General features: G+C 45.8%; 11 protein-coding genes. 6 read left to right on the top strand and 5 right to left on the bottom strand.

Annotated elements, in window-relative coordinates; genetic code table 11:
• Positions 1 to 14: 14 nt before the first annotated feature.
• The 4 genes from K339_RS0120330 to K339_RS0120345 all read left to right on the top strand — a co-directional run bounded on the left by K339_RS0120330 (position 15) and on the right by K339_RS0120345 (position 8,677).
• Positions 15 to 1,814, top strand: coding sequence for a RagB/SusD family nutrient uptake outer membrane protein (locus tag K339_RS0120330; protein ID WP_037301363.1), 1,800 nt, complete (start codon positions 15 to 17; stop codon positions 1,812 to 1,814).
• Positions 1,815 to 1,854: 40 nt separating this feature from the next.
• Positions 1,855 to 2,811: a DUF5627 domain-containing protein gene (locus K339_RS0120335; RefSeq protein WP_028525245.1), complete on the top strand. Its 957-nt coding sequence runs from the start codon at positions 1,855 to 1,857 to the stop codon at positions 2,809 to 2,811.
• A 28-nt stretch (positions 2,812 to 2,839) separates the two neighbouring features.
• Complete coding sequence (locus tag K339_RS34315) at positions 2,840 to 4,522, top strand: endo-1,4-beta-xylanase (RefSeq protein WP_051398141.1); 1,683 nt, start codon at positions 2,840 to 2,842, stop codon at positions 4,520 to 4,522.
• Positions 4,523 to 4,597: 75 nt separating this feature from the next.
• The gene (locus K339_RS0120345) at positions 4,598 to 8,677 is read left to right on the top strand and encodes a hybrid sensor histidine kinase/response regulator transcription factor (protein WP_169731879.1); all 4,080 of its coding nucleotides are present in this window, start codon (positions 4,598 to 4,600) and stop codon (positions 8,675 to 8,677) included.
• Between the two features lie 11 nt (positions 8,678 to 8,688).
• Here K339_RS0120345 and K339_RS0120350 read toward each other — a convergent pair whose 3' ends face one another.
• The 4 genes from K339_RS0120350 to K339_RS0120365 are packed head-to-tail and all read right to left on the bottom strand — an operon-like array spanning position 8,689 to position 14,905.
• Positions 8,689 to 9,447: a DUF2490 domain-containing protein gene (locus K339_RS0120350; protein ID WP_028525247.1), complete on the bottom strand. Its 759-nt coding sequence runs from the start codon at positions 9,445 to 9,447 to the stop codon at positions 8,689 to 8,691.
• Complete coding sequence (locus K339_RS0120355; protein ID WP_028525248.1) at positions 9,447 to 12,557, bottom strand: efflux RND transporter permease subunit; 3,111 nt, start codon at positions 12,555 to 12,557, stop codon at positions 9,447 to 9,449. The genes K339_RS0120350 and K339_RS0120355 overlap by 1 nt, the downstream gene beginning before the upstream one ends.
• A 3-nt stretch (positions 12,558 to 12,560) precedes the next feature.
• Complete coding sequence (locus K339_RS0120360) at positions 12,561 to 13,649, bottom strand: efflux RND transporter periplasmic adaptor subunit (protein WP_028525249.1); 1,089 nt, start codon at positions 13,647 to 13,649, stop codon at positions 12,561 to 12,563.
• A gap of 5 nt (positions 13,650 to 13,654) precedes the next feature.
• Positions 13,655 to 14,905 carry a TolC family protein gene (locus tag K339_RS0120365; protein ID WP_037301370.1) on the bottom strand — a complete coding sequence of 417 codons (1,251 nt, stop codon included), beginning with the start codon at positions 14,903 to 14,905 and terminating at the stop codon, positions 13,655 to 13,657.
• Between the two features lie 158 nt (positions 14,906 to 15,063).
• Here K339_RS0120365 and K339_RS0120370 point away from each other — a divergent pair, with 158 nt between their 5' ends.
• Complete coding sequence (locus tag K339_RS0120370) at positions 15,064 to 16,374, top strand: APC family permease (RefSeq protein ID WP_028525251.1); 1,311 nt, start codon at positions 15,064 to 15,066, stop codon at positions 16,372 to 16,374.
• Between the two features lie 125 nt (positions 16,375 to 16,499).
• Complete coding sequence (locus tag K339_RS0120375) at positions 16,500 to 16,943, top strand: DUF1572 family protein (RefSeq protein ID WP_028525252.1); 444 nt, start codon at positions 16,500 to 16,502, stop codon at positions 16,941 to 16,943.
• A 43-nt stretch (positions 16,944 to 16,986) separates the two neighbouring features.
• Here the strand turns inward: K339_RS0120375 and K339_RS0120380 are convergent, their stop codons facing one another.
• A complete protein-coding gene (locus K339_RS0120380) occupies positions 16,987 to 18,939 on the bottom strand; it encodes a sialate O-acetylesterase (RefSeq protein ID WP_028525253.1) in 1,953 nt (650 codons plus the stop codon).
• Positions 18,940 to 19,102: the final 163 nt, after the last annotated feature.

A 19,102-nucleotide genomic window follows, 5' to 3' on the forward strand; every position in this document is an offset into this window, starting at 1 on the left:
TCGACTGTTACACTATGTTCTGTATCAATAAAGGAATAGTAAAGATGCTGGTTTGTGCGACTGTTTTATTGACAGGATGCCAAGACCTCCTAGAACCTGCCATTGAGAATAATAGGCAACTAGACGCCAGTGCGTACTTACCAAGTGATTCAAGATTTCCATTTGGTATTTTGCTCAATGGCTACAACAGAATTCCTACGAACTCGTGGTCGTTCAATGACGTCGCTACCGACGATGCCGTCAGCAATGACCAAAACAATGGATACCTAAAAATGGCAACGGGCCAGTGGACGGCCAACAACAACCCCGCCAACCAATGGACAAACTGCTTTGCGGGTATTCAATACCTCAACATCACCCTCGGCGAAGTTGATAAGGTACAATGGGTGGCCGACCCTGTGGCCAATAAACTGTTTTCGACCCGCATCAAGGGAGAAGCCTACGGACTTCGCGCGTTGTTGATGTACCACCTCTTGCAAACGCACGCAGGCAAGGGGATAAATGGGCAAATGCTTGGTGTACCCATTTTAAACAAAGTACAAACCACGAGCGATAATTACAATCTGCCACGGGCGTCTTTTGACGACTGTCTCAAACAAATTTATCAGGATTTGGACAGCGCTGACATCAAGCTCCCACTCGACTATCGCGACATTACGCTGGGGCAAGAGTCGCAGATACCTGCCAAATACGGCAAAGTCACCCTTGAGCAGTACAATCGGGCCTTTGGAGTGACGTTCAGCGGGTTGTTTACGGGCCGTATCGCCAAAGCAGTAAGGGCACAAGCGGCTTTGTTGGCCGCAAGCCCTGCCTTCAACACTGGAAATGCCACCAAATGGACAGATGCTGCCAACGCCGCAGCGGCGGTACTTAACCTGAACGGTGGGCTCAATGCCATTCCAAGCGCCGCTACAAGTGGCCTTACTTGGTACTCAAATACCACCGAAATCGGCAACCTAAAAGACGGGGCAAATCCACCAGAAATTATTTGGCGCAACAACTGGGGCGAAAACAGGGACTTAGAACAAGCCAATTTCCCTCCTACCCTGTTCGGAAATGGTCGTATTAATCCTACCCAAAACCTAGTGGATGCTTTTCCGATGCTCAATGGCTATCCCATTAGCAACCCGCTAAGTGGCTATAATCCTGCCGACCCTTATACCAACCGCGACCCACGTTTGAGAATGTTTATTTTGGTAAATGGTGCAACGGCGGGTGTCAACAACACGGCCATCAACACCACAGCTAACGGCACCACCAACGACGCCCTCAATCGGGTAGAAACCTCCACCAGAACAGGGTATTATTTACGAAAACTGCTTCGTCAAGATGTCAACTTGAACCCGACCTCGGCCAGCAACCAGCGCCATTACAAGCCGCACATTCGCTACACCGAAATCGCCTTGGCATACGCCGAAGCCGCCAACGAAGCCTTTGGGCCTACGGGTACGGGCGCCAATACCTACTCGGCTTACGATGTCATCAGAGCCATTCGTAGAAGAGCAGGAATCGGCCTTACCAACAACGACCCTTATTTGGAAAGTGCCAAGGCAAGCAAAGAAACCATGCGTCAGCTGATTCGGGATGAACGTCGTTTGGAGCTTTGTTTTGAAGGATTTAGATTTTGGGATTTACGCCGTTGGAACGCCACCATGACCGAACCCGCCAAAGGCGTAAGTATTCAGAACGGCGTTTATACCATTCTGCCTGCCGTCCAAGACCGAGTGTTTAAAGCCCACATGAAATACGGCCCCGTTCCGTACTCAGAAATCTTGAAATACTCCGCCCTTGAACAAAACGAAGGGTGGAACTAATCAGCAACGATCATTTTATCATTGACAAAATTTTTAAATTATGAAGAGATTTGTTTTAATACTGGTCCTGTTCGCGGTTGGGCTTGCCTCTTGTAATCAGGAAAAGATATTCCCTGATTACAAATTCCAAAATGTCTATTTTGCCTACCAATACCCCGTACGAACAATCACTTTCGGCGAAGATACTTACATCAATACCGACTTGGATAACCAACGTAAATGCCAAATTTACGCGGCAACGGGTGGGGTTTACGAAAGCCGAAGAGACATCACTGTCAAGGTGGCGGTTGATAACTCCTTGCTAAAAAGTGGGATGTTGTTTGGAGCTGGCAAAGACGAAATACTCGCCATGCCAACCAACTATTACGCCTTGGCATCTGACCAAATTGTTATTCCAAAGGGAACATTATCAGGCGGAGTGGACGTGCAGCTAACCGATGCGTTTTTTGCTGACCCCAAATCCATCAAAAACACCTACGTCATTCCGTTGAGAATAACCCAAACTGACGCTGACTCTATTCTTCGCACCAAGAACTTTGTTTTGTATGCCATCAAGTACGTCAATGCTTGGCACGGCAACTACCTCCGCCGTGGCACAGACGTTGTGACGGGCAGTGTCAATCAGACCATCGTTCGCCACGCGCAGTTTGTCGAGAAAGATGAAGTAAACAAGCTCACCACCAAGTCGATGAGCGAGCTTGAGTTTCCTGTGGTCATCAAAGATAAAGACGGCAAAAACGTCAACGTAACGCTTTTGATGCGATTTGAAGGAGAAAACAAATGCACCATTTCGTCGGCTACCCCCAACTATACCGCCAGCGGAAGCGGCACTTTTGTCAAAAAAGGAGAGAAAAACAGCTGGGGTAATAAAGACCGCGATGCGTTGTATCTCAAATACGAAATAACCATGGCAGGGATGAAAGTAGCTACCACCGACACCCTCGTGATGCGCGACCGCACCGTGGCATTGGAAACTTTTTCACCCGTGGCAAAATAACCTTTGAGCCCATTAGAACAGTAATCTTATGAAAAAAATACATCAACTTGCGTTGGGACTAACCACCTGTGTGGCAGCCTCATGCACCACTTTCGAGCCCGTGGACTTTAAAGTCGATAAGCCCGAAAGTGTCGCAATTCAGGAGAATATTGATGCCTACCCCGCACTCAAATCTTACATCAATCGCAGCGCTCATCCAAATTTCAAATTGGGCGTAGCCCTTTCTTTGGCCGACTACAACAATAAAAATGTGATGTATCGGTTGGCCAATAAAAATTTCGATGAAATTGCCCTTGGCTATGAAATGAAACATGGCGCGGTGGTGCAGTCAAACGGCAACTTGGCGCTTGACAATGTGACCAAACTGTTGGAAACTGCCAAAGCAGCAGGGACATCGGTCTATGGGCATACCCTTTGCTGGCACGCCAACCAAAACGCCACTTATTTGAAAAGTGTCATTGCCCCCGATATTTTATCATCAACGGGGCCTGGTTGGGATTTAATCACCGCTAATGATTTTGAAACCGATGCCGCCACTAATTTTCAGAGTAATGCGAATGCCGTAATATCTTACACGGCCGCTGGCCAAGGTACCAACGGAGTGGGAAGAGCCTTGAAAATTTCCAATGCCAGTGTGCGCGCCAACGACTGGGAAGCTCAGTTTTTCGTACGTTTTTCTCCTGCTGCCGTGTTGGGAGAAAAATACATTCTCAAAATGGACGTGAAGGCCGATGTTGCCGCCTCTTACCCAACGCAGGCCCACGTAACGCCTGGTGCCTACAAACACTGGGACTTTTTTGGAACGATTGCCGCTACGCCCACTTGGACTACTTATACCAAAGAGATTACCGTTACTGCTGATATGGCTACCTGTGGTGCCATTGCTTTTAACCTTGGTAAAACGGCCACGAATTATTATTTCGATAACCTCTCTTTGACAAAGTACAATGCGACAGGAAGTGTTCAGACAAAAGAAAAAGCACCTGAATTAAAGAAAACACTCATTACCAGTGCTTTGGACAAGTGGATGTCGGGCATGATGAATGTAGCCAAACCTTACGTTAAAGCCTGGGATGTGGTCAATGAACCGATGGACGACGCCAAACCGTTTGAGCTAAAAACGGGTGTGGGCAAAACCCTCAAAGGTGACGAATTTTATTGGCAAGATTACATGGGTAAAGATTACGCCGTGACTGCCTTTCAGTTGGCAAGAAAATACGGTAATCCCAACGATATTCTTTTCATCAATGATTATAACCTTGAATACAACCTAGATAAATGTAGAGGAATCATCGAGTACGTAAAGTATATCGAAAGTAAAGGGGCAAAAGTCGATGGTATCGGTACCCAAATGCACATCGGCATCGACTCTGACAAAACCAAGATTGCGGATATGTTTAAACTTTTGGCTGGTACGGGCAAGTTGATTAAAATTTCGGAATTGGACATTGGCTTGGCGGGCGTAAAAACGGCAGCGGCCACTCAGGAACATTACAAAGCCCAAGCCGAAATGTACAAGTACGTGATTGACAAATACTTTGAGATTATACCTGCGGCGCAACGCTACGGCATCACGATTTGGAGCCCGTTGGACAGCCCCGCAAGCTCAAGCTGGAGAGCGGATGAACCCGTAGGGCTTTGGACACAACAATACGTGAGAAAATTAGCCTATTCGCTCGTAGCGGAATCGGTTAAGGCCAATATGAAGTAATCGTCAAGGCACGACGTCTTTTTCAATCCCCCACATGTAAAAAATGATGGGGGATTGCTTTCATTAGGTATGAACATGAAGAAGCTTTCCTTTTTATTCGTCTTTTTGGGCCTTGTCCACTTGCTACGTGGGCAGCAGAAGGAGTATAAATTCATTAATTTTAGCAGTAAAAATGGCCTAACGTCCAACTCCGTCAATGCCATTCTCAAAGACAAACATGGCTTCATGTGGTTCGGAACGGAAGATGGGCTCAATCGGTTTGATGGCCAAAACTTTGTGGCCTATCACCACAACGACCGCGACAGTACGAGCATTGGCCGCGGGCCCGTCGTGGCAATGACCCAAGACAAAACGGGAAAAATCTGGTTAGCAACCAACTTCATTCTGTCGGTTTATAACCTTAATTTGGATTCTTTCATCAATTATGATTTTTCAAAGTTAGGCTGGATCATCAGTATCTGTGCCGATCACACTGGAAAAATCTGGGTAGGCACCTACGCTGGACTTTTTATTTTTGACCCTTCCACCAAAAACATCAAGACTTTACAAGCTGCCCCTACCAACCGTACCAAACTAAATTCAAACATCATCAGGTGTATTTTTGAGGACAGCCGCCACGCCATGTGGGTGGGCACCGACAATGGGCTGCATCTTTATACCAACAAAAACGACCAATTCACCCGATTTCTTAGCGACCCAAACCGCCCAGATGCCATTTCGGGCAGTCATATTACGTGCATTGCCGAAGACAAAAATGGGCAGCTCTGGGTAGGTACCAGCAAAAACGGGCTGAATGTGATGAAGGGAGCAAAAAATAGTTTTACTACTTATAAATCAGATGCCAACGATGTCAATACCCTTTCCAATAACCACATCCACAAGGTGGCTTTCGACAAAGAAGGACAACTATGGATAGGTACCGAAAGTAACCTAGACATTCTAAACCCCAAAACTGGCAACGTAACCCGCGTAAAAAGTACTTTTATAGAACAATCAAGTTTTACCCCAAGTATCGTGGGGCGGTCGGTGCGGGATGTTTATATTGACGATACTGGCATCTACTGGGTGTCTATTTACCAAGGTGGAATCAATAAATACGACACCAATCTTGCCTTTTTCAATCACAAACCTTTTAAACAATTTGACCCCAACGGCCTAACTGGCAGCTCGGTTATGTGCTTTGCTGAAAGTCCCTCGGGCGATATTTTTATCGGAACGGAAGGAACAGGAATCAATATTTTCAACCGAAAAACGGGGCAAATTAAGCCCTATAGATTGCCTCAGCAACGGGCCAATGTGTCGTCTGTGATTGCCCTCGAAACAAATGAAAACACCCTTTGGGTAGGCACGTATCAAGGTGGTTTGTACAATGTAAATCTCGCCACGGGCGCTTCCACTTACTTTCATCTTTCAAGAAGTAATAGCGATACCAAAGATGTCCCCGTCAATTGTTTTAAAACCGATAAAGACGGAAAAGTCTGGATGGGGACAAATGGGATTGCAGTAGTTCGCTACGACCCCACCACCCGCCAAATAGAAGATAGCGAAAAGATTTTTGGGGCTAAATTCCCCTTAAATAATTTTATCACAGTCATTGAGCAAGACAAGTCTGGCAACTTATGGTTTGGGTCAAATGGCACTGGGATTGCCGTTTACTTCCCCAATGAGCATCGTTTTCAAGTGCTAAATTATGGCAACAGTGGCCTTCCAATCGACCGAGTTCAGACCATTCACTGCGACAAATTGGGCAGGATATGGGTGGGCTGTTTGGGCGGCGGGCTGTGTTTATACAAACCTGATACCAAATCGTTTGAGCGATTCGACGAAAGTTTTTCGTTGTCAAATGATGTTATTTATAAAATAATAGAAGACGAAAAAGGGAAACTCTGGGTCAGTACCAACAAAGGAATCAGCTCTTTTGATATAGCGAAAAAAATATTTAAAAATTTCACGCCTTACAACGGCATCCAACAAAGCACCTTCAATATTGGATCTGGTTTTATCACGGCTGATAAAACGTTGTTTTTTGGAGGGCTCAATGGCTTCAACTACTTCAAATCTGCCGACATTTTTCAGAGAAAAAATACGCCTCCTTTGGTAACAACGGTCTTAAAAATCAATAATAAGCACGTAAATGCAACTGAAAACGCTGAAATAACGGAGCCTATTCTAACGGCCAAAGAAATGGTTTTGAGCTACAAACAAAACTTTTCCCTCGATTTTATTGCCTTAAACTATACCGTCCCGCACGAAAATAGGTATTCGTACAAACTTGATGGATTTGACAAAGAATGGAACGAAGTTGGCACCAAAAACACCGCTGTTTATACCAATTTAGACCCTGGAGAATATGTTTTTAGGCTCAAAGCCCACAGCGAAGATGGCTCGTGGGAAACGCCCGAAAAAGTCATCAATATCACCGTAAAGCCGCCTTTTTGGAGTACTTACTATGCGTACTTCTGCTATTTTCTGCTGACACTCCTTGCGATTTGGGCCATTAGAAGAAGCTCCATTCAAAAGCTAAAAAATGACTTCATGCGCACCCAAGAACGCTTAGAAATGAAGCATTTGATTGAAAAAGAACGCCACGACGCCGAACAAAAAATGGAGCTTGAAAAAGTCAAAATCAAGTTCTTGACCAACCTAAGCCACGAGTTAAAAACGCCACTTACGCTCGTTTTAAACCCCATCGAAAATTTGATGTTTCAGGAAAACAGTACTGAAAAACTTGAAATGTTGAATTTAATCAGCCGAAATGCCAAAAGGTTACTGAATTTGGTTAATCAGTTGTTGGATTTCAGAAGAATAGAAGCCAATGAACTTACCCTTCACAAAACCGAAGGCGATTTGGTGACGTTTATTCAGGAAATAGTAGATGCTTTTAAGTACATCGCCGTAAGAAAAAACATTGCCTTGCATTTTGTAAGTGCCTTTAATAATTATAATACTTCGTTCGACAAAGATAAACTCGAACGCATTCTGATTAACCTCCTCTCCAATGCCATCAAATTTACAAACGATGGCGGAAACGTAAGCCTTCAAATCACTGGCGACGGCGAGGCGGGCGTAAAAATGATTTTACGCGATACGGGCATTGGATTACCTGCCGACATTCGTGACAAGATTTTTGAGCGCTTTTTTCAAGCCAACAACCACGCCGATATTCTGAACCAAGGCAGTGGCATTGGGTTGTCTATCGCCCAAGAATTTGTCAAACTTCACGGCGGAGTCATCAAAGTGGAAAGCGAAGAGGGCGTTGGTAGTGCGTTTATCATCACCCTTCCGCTGACTCCTATTACTTTTGAGCAATCAACCCCGTTGCACATACCCAAAGAAGCGCTGGATTCGGTAGAAAATTTTGCCAAAAAAGAGCCACCAAAATTGGAAAAACCCGTTGTTTTAATCGTTGATGACGACGACGACTTGCGGGCCTATTTGGTGCAAAGTCTCAAAACCAAATATAAAATTATCGAAGCGTCTGACGGACGACAGGGTTGGCAAAAAGCGCTGGCCAACCACCCTCAGGTCATCATTAGCGATGTCAATATGCCAGGGGTGGATGGGGTTGAAATGGTTCGAAAAATCAAAAATGACACCCGAACCAAACACATTCCTGTGATTATGCTGACGGTTTTGTCGGAAGAAACCGAGCAGCTAAAAGGGCTCGAAGCGGGAGCAAGTGATTATTTGACCAAGCCTTTTAGCTTCCATTTGTTGAGCATCAAAATCGAGAACTTACTCAGTTTGAACAGCTTGCTAAAAAATACGTACAGCAAACACATCCAGCTAGAAACACCCGAAATCGAGGTAGAATCGGAAGACGAGAAGTTTTTGTTGAAATTTACGCGCTACGTAGAAGATAACATCGAAAACCCCAACCTTTCGATTGAGGAATTAAGCAAAGCCATGTTTGTCAGCCGAAGCACGCTATATGCCAAAATACTAAATATCACGGGCGAAAGCCCCGTTGAGTACGTCAGGTCGCTGAAGTTGAAAAAGGCATTGTCGCTTTTACAAAAAAACGACATGAAAATAGCCCAAATCGCGTATTCGGTAGGCTTTTCTAACCCCAATTATTTTGCCCGGGCGTTCAAAGCCAAGTACAATGTGTCGCCATCTGAATACCTCACGCTCAACAAAAACGCCGTTGCCTAGCTATACTTTGCCTAATTCGGTGGCCATTGGCCTTGAGGATGCGGTTTCGGCGCTGATTTTTTGTCCGCTGCTTTTTTCTTTTTCTTGAAGTATTTAAACGGCTTGAGCGAAAACTCCATGTCTAAGCCCGCAATGTAGTTGGTCAGCTGGTATTTTTTGTGCGAATAATCGGGTTGCCAAATGAAATAGGGATTCAGACGTTGGTTTTTGAGGTATTCGTATTTGAGACCAATGGAGCTTTGGATATTATCAATTTTAGTACCCTTGTTGGTAATGGCAAAAAACGGCTCTGAGTACGTATAAACATCCCATTTTTTATTCAGTTTGTACTTAACCGTAAAACGCGGACGGAAGTAGGTATCGGTATCCGTCCGAATTTCGTCATCGCCCGTAAAACGTTGGCTTTGGTACTGAATGGCGGGGCGCACCATCAACGTAAAGTCACCTACTTTTGCCTTGGCCGCCACCCCTAGAAAGTACCGATGATACACGCCTTCATCGACCAGTGCCAAACGGTAATTTGTGATTGCCTTAACGTGTTTATTAAACTCATACTCCACCGCTCCAAACAGATACGAGCCTTTGTAATAGGTCGCATTGTCGATAAATCGGCTTCGGTATTGCACCGTTACTAGCCACTTTTTGGGCAAATCCAATTCTAAAGACACGCCAGGCCATACCTGAAAATCGGTTTGGTTTTGGGCAAAAGCAACTAGGCTACTTAACAGCCAACCAATGAGCATATAGCCTGAACGCGTCTTGAATTTCATTATTCTAAATCTTTGATGGTATGTACGTGATGGCGATAGAAAAAACGATAAATAATCGGGAATATCAGCAAGGTCAGTACCGTAGCCGTTACCAGCCCACCAATGACGACAATGGCCAATGGTTTTTGGGTTTCGGAGCCAATGCCCGTCGATACCGCCGCTGGTAGCAATCCAATCGCCGCCATCAGGGCGGTCATTACCACGGGCCGAATCCGCGATTTTACCCCTTCTCGGATTGCTTTGTCCAGCGGCATTCGTTCGGAAGTATTTTTATTAAAAACAGAAATCAGAATCACCCCGTTTTGGACACAAATCCCAAACAGTGCAATAAACCCAACCCCCGCCGAAATACCGAAGTTCATGTGCGTAATGTGCAAGGCCAATATGCCGCCAATCAACGCAAACGGTACATTTACCAATACAAGCCCCGCGTCTTTGGCGTTGCCAAAAGTGATAAAAAGAAGCACAAAAATAGCCACAATGCTAATCGGCACCACTTGTCCAAGGCGCTCAGTAGCACGCACTTGGTTTTCAAACTCTCCCGTCCAGTCAATCGAGTAACCTTTGGGCAATGCTTTCAAGATGGGCGCAACTTTGCTTTGGGCTTCGGCAATGGTGCTTCCCAAATCGCGCTCACGTACCGAGAATTTCACCCCAATAAACCGCTTGTTATTTTCCCGATAGACAAACGCAGGCCCTGTCACTTTACGCAGCGAAGCGATTTCTTTCAACGGAATTTTGTTCCCTTTCAGCGTCGGTACCATCAAGCGAAGAATGTCATCTTCGGTACGGCGATACGGCTCTTGGTAACGCAAACGAATGTCAAACTTACGCTCGCCTTCGTACAAAATAGAACCCGTTTTTCCACCAATCGCCATTTCGATCACCGCTTGGGCATCGGCGGTACTGACGCCGTACATGGCCATTTTATGATCGTGCAAAATCACGCTCATTTCGGGTTGGCCTGTGTTGCGCAAAATACCTACGTCTTTGACGCCAGGGACATCCTTTATTTTCCCCAAAACCTCATCGGCCAACTCGTCCAATTTATCCAAATCATCGCCATAAATTTTGATGGCATTCGAGGCTTTTATACCCGCAGCGGCTTCGGCCACGTTGTCAATGATGGGCTGCGAATAGTTAAAAGTAATCCCTTGGATTTCAGACAAATCATCGTTTAATTCTTCGATAATTTGATCAATTGTTTTACCTCCTAATTCTTCTTTTGGTTTCAAATCGACTTGGAATTGGAGAAAGTTAAAACCGTTGGGGTCGGTTCCGTCGTTGGAACGTCCTTCTTGCGAAAGCACTTGTCTGACTTCTTTGTGCTTCGCTACTTTTTCACGCAAGACTTTCGCAATTTTCACACTTTCATTCTGCGAATAACTCATGGGCAGTTCGGCTGTTACCCACAATGCCCCCTCATTTAGTTGGGGCAAAAACTCTGTGCCGAGCCATTTTGCCGAAAACAAGGTAGTTCCCAAGAAAATCATGGCTGCCAAAACGCTCATTTTTTTGCTTCGGTAGCACCACTCGAATCCTTTAGAAACAACACGGTCGAAGAAGTTGACAATTGGGTTGTTCTTTTCCCGAACGTTTTTCCGTAATAAAAATGAACACAACACAGGCACCAACGTAAGGGTGTAAAGCAACGCCCCCAACAACGCAAAGCCAAGGGTATAAGCCAACGGGCTAAACATTTTCCCCTCTACTTTTTGGAAGCTAAAAATGGGAATCAAGGCCGTGATGATGATGAGTTTGGAGAAAAAGACGGCTTTACCCAGTTCTCCCCCCGTTTTTTTGATTAGCCCCAATTTGGCCAATTTATTAAACCGCTCCATACCTTTTTTGTGGGCAAGGTGGTCGAGCGACACAAACATCCCCTCCACCATCACCACCGCACCGTCAATGATGATACCAAAGTCCACCGCCCCCATCGAGAGTAAGTTGGCCGACATTCCCTTGAGCCGCAAACACATAAAGGCAAACAGCAGCGCCAACGGGATAATAATGGACACAATGACGGTGGTTCGCCAGTCGGCCATAAACAAAAACACGATGACCGTAACGAATATAATCCCCTCAAACAGGTTATGCAAAACGGTGTTGGTACAGTACGTAATGAGGTTGTCGCGGTCGTAGAAAGTGACCATTTTTACGTCAGGAGGCAGAATTTTGGTGTTCAATTCCTCAATTTTTTCCTTCACCCGTGTTAGCACTTCGCTGGGGTTTTCGCCTTTGCGCTGTACCACAATCCCTTCCACTACGTCGTCGTTGTCGTTTAAGCCTACTTGCCCCACGCGAGGGAGGTTCGACTCTCTGACATCGGCCACGTTTTTGACCAAAACAGGATTATCATCCACGTATTCGACAATGATATTTTCAATGTCGGGAATCGAATTGAGCAACCCAATCCCACGCACCACGTACGCTTGGCCGTTTTTCTCAATCACATCGCCGCCCACGTTGACGTTGCTTTTTGTCACGGCTTCATAGACTTCCAGCGGCGTGATGTCGTATTTGGCCAATTGCGTTGGGTTTACTTGGATTTCGTACATTTTTTCGCGCCCCCCAAAAGCCACCACGTCGGCTACGCCTGGCACACTTCGGAGTTGGCGATCCACTACCCAGTTTTGGAGAGTCAACAACTCGCGACTATCACGGTCTTTGCTTTCTAACGTATAGCGAAAAATCTCTCCCGTAGGCCCGTAAGGCGGTTGCACTTCGGGGTCAACGCCATCGGGCAGCGAGACCGTTCGGAGTTGATTATTAACCTGTTGTCGGGCAAAAAAGTCTTCTACGTCGTCTTCAAAAATGATTTTGATAATACTCAGCCCAAACATGGTTACACTTCGAACGTTGGTTTTTCGCTGCACGGAATTCATAGCGACTTCAATGGGCACCGTCACAAAACGCTCGATTTCTTCGGCGCTTCGTCCGTTCCATTCCGTCACGACAATGATTTGTGTATTGGTTACGTCGGGAAATGCTTCAAGCGGTGTATTGAGATAACTTACCACACCTGAAATGACCAAAATACCCGTCATAAAAAAGACGAAAAAGCGGTTTTTGAGTGAAAAACCTACAATTCCTCGAATGAATTTATTCATAATTTAGTCGTTCAGTGCGTCGTACACTAATAATTGATTTTTTGAAATAACCTTCTCCCCTTCTTTCAGCCCTGCTTGTACATAAGCCACGTTGTTTAGCATTTTGTAAACAGTCACTTCACGGGTTTCGATTTGGGTGCGACTCTTAAACACCATCACCCAATTTTTACTACGGTCAAAAATGACTGCACTGGCTGGAATGGCCATCATAGTGCCTCCTTCATCAAACTTGAGCGACACCGTAGCGTGCATTTCAGGCTTGAGTTTGTACCCTTTGTTGTCGAGTCGAATACGCACTTTCATGCTTTTTGACTCGGGATCTAGTACGTTATAGATTTTATCAACTTTGCCGTGAAAGAGTTCATCTTTATAACTAATCGTCTGAATATCAGCCATCATTCCCAATTTCACTTTAGGAATATCGCTTTCGTTCACGTTGGCCATTACCCACACTTCGCTGATTTGGCCCACGGTAAAAATTTGCTCGGCATTGTCGGAACGAAGCTGCATTCCTGGGTTGATATTTTTGCTAATCACAAAACCGTCAATCGGTGCTTTTACGATATAATGCGTACTTTTTCCAAGGCCATAAATGCGAAAAACTTCCTTGATGCGGTTCAATTCGGCTTGGGCATTTTCAACTTCTTTTTTGGCAACATTGACCTCCCGTTGCGAGTTGAGTTTGCTTTCAAACAATTCTTCGGCAGCTTTTAAGTTTTTTTCAGCCACCAACACTTCCGACTGTGCCTGAATCATTTGTCGCTCAAAATCAGCCACTTCTCCCGACCGAATTGTGGCTAACACTTGACCTTTGCGGACATAATCGCCAAGTTCGACGTTGGCCGACTCCACATTTCCACCCACCAACGGATAGACCTTAATGACGCGGTTTTCGTCGGCACTGATTTTTCCCACCAGTGTCAGTTCGCTACGAACAGGCGCAATGCCCGCATCGGCCAACTCAATGCGTTTCATCATCGTGTCCGACAATGAAAACGCCTTTTTTTCTTCCGTAGCTTCTTTTTTCTCTCCGCACGAAACGAGCACAACAGCACCCACCAGCACCAGTACCCCTATGATAGCTTTATTCATTTTTCTTAGTTGAAAAGTTCTTGTCCTACAGTAAAATTAAGTTCTTCGTATGCCCCTATTCGGTCGGCTTTAAGGCGATTAAATTCCTTAACGCTCTCACTATACGTTTCAATCAGGTCGATAAATTCGAGCAGGGTAAGGTTGCGTTTTTGGAAGTTTTCTACGACACCTTTGTTGAGTTGTTCAAATTGGTCAGTGAATTTGCTATCCACACTTTGCACCATGTTTTCGACGTACCGCACCTTTTGAAATGCCTCCGCCACTTCGTTAGAAACCGCGTTGGTTTTCTGGTTTTGTACCCCTTTTTGGTACTCAATCAGGCTTTTTGCCGTTTTGATATTCCCTTGGTTTTTATTAAAAAAAGGCAAATCGGCTCCCAGCGTGATTCCAGTATAGTGATTCACGTAGCTACCCGATTGGTCATACACCGCCCCCAAACGGAGATTAGGCACCGCCAATGATTTCTGGAGTGTATAGTTTAACTCAGCCTGCCGCTTGAGCGATTCCACCACTTTGACATCGCCTCGGTTTTGAAGTGCCAACTCACTTAGCGCGGCCACCGTATAGCTATTGAGGAAATAGCGATTCAGATCTGCTTCGTTCACCAAAGGCGCAATTTGAAGGTTGGTATTCAGCAGCGTTTTTAATCCTTTTTGCTTCTCCGCAATTTGAAAAAGGATTTCAGTTTTGTCGTTATTAAGCTGAAATAGAAGGGCTTTGAGACGAAGTAACTCCCGCAGCGAGACGTTGTTTTTTTCGTACTGTTCTTCAAAGGCCGTGACCGTCGTCTGTAGGGTATTGATTTGAAGCTGGTAACGATTCAGGGTATTTTGAAGAAAAAACACTTCAAAAAAACTGCTTCTCAGTTCAAATTTGAGCGTACGGAGCAAATCCAAAAATTCGTATTCGGTCATTTGGGCATTTTCGATGGCCAAGGCCACCTGTTTGCTACGTTTACCAGCCGTTAGCAAAACTTGCTCAATCGACACGATTTTTTGTCCGCCTTTGGCCACATCCAACACCCGTTTTTTATCAGGGTTATAGGCATTCCATTCGGTAGAAAGGGTCGGATTATCCCACAAACGGGCCTGAATGACAGCCGCTTTGCTGGCTTCTATCCTAAAGCGCTCCGAAAGAAGAATGAGATTATTTTGTAAAAACAGACTATCGACTTGCTTGAGCGAAAGCCGAAGAGCGTCTTGGGCAAAACAATAAAAAGGCAGCAAAAAAGCTGCTAAAAAAAGTGTACGCCTCATTTTGGTCTAAAAAGATTCGAGGCAAAACTGCGGCTGAAAGATTAATTTGTCGTTAATTCTGGATTAAAAACCTCTTAATGGACCTCATAGTAGTTTTTTAGCAATGATTCCTTAGATGAGTGACTGCTTCAAAAACAGCAAACCTAACCATTAGCCCCATGTCGCAACAACTACAAAAACAAATCACACTTTTCAGTCTTACCATGATTGCCGTCGGGTCGAGTATAGGCTCGGGGGTATTTCGTACTCCGTCCGAAATTGCGGGTTATTTGCCCACGACGGGCTGGATGTTGGGCGTTTGGGTGGTGGGCGGCTTCGTAGCACTTTGTGGAGCACTTACCTTCGCCGAAATTTCTTCTTACTTCCAAAAAGCGGGCGGGTTTTACGTTTTTCTCAAGGAAGCGTTTGGCGACCTTCCTGCATTTTTATACGGCTGGTCGATGCTCCTGGTCATCAATACGGGGTCGCTGGCGGCGCTTTCGTTGGTGTTTACTTCTTATCTTAATGAGCTCATTCCGATTTCAGAAAGTTCACAACTCATCGTGGCCGTTCTGACCATCACCCTGTTGACCATTATGAATGTGCTAGGGGTCAAATGGGGCAGTTTTTTTGCGTCGGTTTTTACCTCTGCCAAACTTATCGGCATTGCCATCGTAGTCTTGATTGGTTTTTTGATGGCCACCCAAGATTTCAGCCTTCTTGATTTTAACTGGACCACAAATTCCTACCAATTGCCCCTGGTCTCGTCGTTTGGACTGGCCCTCATTGGGGTTTCTTTTTCGTACGGTGGGTACCAGCACGCGACCTTCATTGCAGCCGAAGTAAAAGACGCCGACCGCGTGGTACCTAGGGCAATGTTGCTCGGCATCGGCATTGTGTGTTTGGCGTACGTCACCATCAACGTAGCCTACCTTAAACTACTCCCCATCGAAAAAATAGCGGCTTCAACGGGTGTGGCCTCAGAAGCTATTTCGACTGTGTGGGGACTAGGGGCGAAGTTTATTTCCTTTTTAATTGTACTTTCGGTACTCGGCACAATTGGCATTTATATTCTTACCGCTCCCCGCATTTATTTTGCGATGGCAGAAGATGGGCTGTTTTTTAAACAATTTGCCCAAATTCACCCCCGTTTCCAAACGCCTTTCTGGGCCATTATTTTTCAGTCGTTTTGGACGATTTTGCTGCTTATCTTTTGGAAAACTTTCTCCAACCTCATTACCTACGTTGTGTTTGTGGACACGGCCTTTTTCTTCTTGACGGCGGCGACCATTTTTACTTTTCGTAAGCGTAAACTTTCCCGCAATTACAGTACGTTGGCCTACCCCATCACGCCGTTGGTTTTTATGGCCATGTCGGCATTTGTGGTGGTCAATACATTGATCGAAAAGCCCGAACAAGCCATCGCAGGTTTGATATTTTTGGCCTTAGGCGGAGGTGCTTATGTGTATTTTAAACGAAGTGGGAAGTGATGAGAGATAAGTGATGAGAGATGAGAGATACCTCCTTCTGCATGTGCTTTCGGTTGCTCACAACCGAAAATGGGGTTACTAACCTGCTAAGGGTTGCTCACAATCCGACCAAACAAAAAATCAAGATGCTTTCAACAACATTAACGACGCTTTTTGAACGGGATTTACGAAGGCTGAAAGCGGAGCTTTTGGCCTACAAAAACGAAGAAAACATCTGGAAAGTCGCGGGGCAGATTTCCAATTCGGCGGGGAATTTGGCGCTGCACCTCATTGGCAATCTCAATACGTACATTGGAGCTGAAATTGGGGAAACGGGCTACGTTCGCAACCGTCCGCTGGAATTTAGCGCCAAAAATGTAGCCCGAGAAACAATTATCAATGACATCGACGCCACCATTGAGGTCATTAGAACGTCGTTGGCTACCCTCACCGACGAAGACTACCAAGCCGAATACCCGCAACTTGTGTTGGAAACAAAAACCACTACCGAGTACTTTTTCATCCACCTAGTCGCTCACCTTGGTTATCATTTGGGGCAGGTCAATTACCATCGGAGGCTGTTGGAATGACGAGGGGCGAATCACGGATTTCGGTATGTTCGCCCCTCGTTTATCATTGAAATTTCTGCCCTTCGGTTTTGCTTTTCCAATCGTCGGTGCGGAAAGGAGCTGCGGGGAGACCTTCTTGGTTGAACAAATTGGCATCTTCTGGAGCATCTGCCCAAGCGTAACGCACCGCGATAGGTTTCACACCTTTCGGATGATACACTTCTACCTTATCGCCGATGATTTCGGCTTTGGCATAATGAAAAACTTTGTCATCGCCCGCAATCTCAAAACCTTTGACGTACCCAAACTTATCTTTTACCATCAGGCCTTCCCCCACGTTTTTGAAAGAAACAACGGCCTTGTCCTCGTCAAACTTCACCGAATCGTAAACAGGCCCAGTATGCAAAATATCTTGTCCAAAATCCATTTTTAAGGCATTAAGCGCGAGGCGGTGGCCAACGTCTTGTTTGTTGGTCGGGTGAATATCTTTGGGGTTGCCAACGTCAATCGTTACGGCCATACCCGTTTTGGGGAGGGAAAGTGCCAGGGTTTGTGCTTCGCGAAGCTCGGCCCAATTGCTTCCGTTGTTACTGTTTTGGTAGCCACCGTAGCTTGATAATTGCACAAAATAAAACGAAAAATCGTCGTCCCACTGCTGCCGCCAATCATCAATCATCAACGGAAACGACTGTCGATATTGGTACGCCCGCCCCGCATTCGACTCGCCTTGGTACCAAAGCGCCCCCCGAATGCCGAACGGAATGAGCGGCGCAATCATGGCGTTATAAATCGTCGTCCCGACGTTGTTGCAGCTGTGGTTATACGTGCGGGGTTCGGCAAAAGAAGGTAGCAGATACCAATCGGAAGCAATGCTTATTTTGGCGGTTTTGGCGCTGACAAATAAATCATCAGGCGTGCCATTGACCCCCAAACCATACCACGGATGCTCAATCATATTCCCAAATTTTATGACAAGTCGATTGGCACCAGCTTTCCACGCATCGGCAGGAAGGGCTATTTTGCGTACTCCTTGCATCATACCCGCATAGACCAGCTTACCATTGATGTACATTTCGTTGAAACTATCCTGAATACCCAGTCCCAAAGTCGTGGTTTGTCCTACCATTTCTTCGGGGATGTCGATGGTTTTGGCCATAAAACCTTTGCCCCTAAACATCCAAATTCCTTTCCAATCCCACTGTCCCAAAGGACTACCCGCCGAGCGCCATTTTGAGAAATCGTAGCCCGCTTCGGTATATTTTTTTTCATCCGCCATCGTAACCTCCGCCTCACTGCCTAGCAACTGTTTGCGCGTTTGGCGGTCGAGTTGCGCATCAGCTTCTTCCCACGTTTTGGGCAGGGCATTGGCGTAGGGTTTCAGTTCATCGTTGGTTTGCATGGCTTCCTTGCTAATCCAGCCTTCGATTTGCGAACCTCCCCACGACGAATGAAGCAAGCCAATGGGCACGTTCAATTTTTGGGCTAATTCTCTGGCAAAAAAGAACCCGACAGCCGTAAAACTGCCCACATTTTCTTCGTCACTCACCTTCCATTCGCCCGAGGCAAGGTCAGTTTGAATGTCCATCGTTACGTTGTGTTCTACGTAAAAATGGCGTATTTGAGGGAAATTGGCATTTTTCTTCTCCTGACGAAAATTGTCGGCTTGTTTGACCGGCCATTCCATGTTTGACTGCCCCGAGCACAACCACACCTCTCCCAGCAACACATCCTCTACTTCGACTTTGCCCGTCAGCGTAGTAGCCACCAACCGATGAGGGCCGCCCGCTTCCATGGGCTTAAATTTTACGCTCCATTTTCCTGCGTCATCGGCCGTAGCCAAGAGTTTTTGGTTGGCCAACGTCACCGTGACTTTTTCCTTAGGCTTGGCCCAACCCCAAACAGGAATCGGCTTTTGGCGTTGAAGCACCACGTGATTTGAAAATAAGCGGGCAAACTTTAGCTGGGCAATGGCCTGAAATTGAAGCAGTACAAGGCAAAAAAGTAGCAGTCGTTTCATAACAAAAAGGGAGAAGTATAGGGGTTTAGATGAACACCTAAAAATAAGGCAAATAAGCCGCTCCACAGACATTATTGACATAAAAATTTAATACCACTGAAAGAACGTTGTGTATTACCAAAAATCTGTGTTATTCTGCGGTATTACATCCGTGAACATCTGC

Source organism: Runella limosa DSM 17973 (assembly GCF_000482465.1).
GTDB classification, from domain to species: Bacteria; Bacteroidota; Bacteroidia; order Cytophagales; family Spirosomataceae; genus Runella; species Runella limosa.

Bases quoted from the DNA above. Each gene is read 5' to 3' on its own strand.
- K339_RS0120365 (WP_037301370.1), bottom strand. From the start codon at position 14,905: ATGAGGCGTACACTTTTTTTAGCAGCTTTTTTGCTGCCTTTTTATTGT.
- K339_RS0120375 (WP_028525252.1), top strand. From the start codon at position 16,500: ATGCTTTCAACAACATTAACGACGCTTTTTGAACGGGATTTACGAAGG.
- K339_RS0120355 (WP_028525248.1), bottom strand. From the start codon at position 12,557: ATGAATAAATTCATTCGAGGAATTGTAGGTTTTTCACTCAAAAACCGC.
- K339_RS34315 (WP_051398141.1), top strand. From the start codon at position 2,840: ATGAAAAAAATACATCAACTTGCGTTGGGACTAACCACCTGTGTGGCA.
- K339_RS0120380 (WP_028525253.1), bottom strand. From the start codon at position 18,939: ATGAAACGACTGCTACTTTTTTGCCTTGTACTGCTTCAATTTCAGGCC.
- K339_RS0120335 (WP_028525245.1), top strand. From the start codon at position 1,855: ATGAAGAGATTTGTTTTAATACTGGTCCTGTTCGCGGTTGGGCTTGCC.
- K339_RS0120330 (WP_037301363.1), top strand. From the start codon at position 15: ATGTTCTGTATCAATAAAGGAATAGTAAAGATGCTGGTTTGTGCGACT.
- K339_RS0120360 (WP_028525249.1), bottom strand. From the start codon at position 13,649: ATGAATAAAGCTATCATAGGGGTACTGGTGCTGGTGGGTGCTGTTGTG.
- K339_RS0120370 (WP_028525251.1), top strand. From the start codon at position 15,064: ATGTCGCAACAACTACAAAAACAAATCACACTTTTCAGTCTTACCATG.
- K339_RS0120350 (WP_028525247.1), bottom strand. From the start codon at position 9,447: ATGAAATTCAAGACGCGTTCAGGCTATATGCTCATTGGTTGGCTGTTA.
- K339_RS0120345 (WP_169731879.1), top strand. From the start codon at position 4,598: ATGAAGAAGCTTTCCTTTTTATTCGTCTTTTTGGGCCTTGTCCACTTG.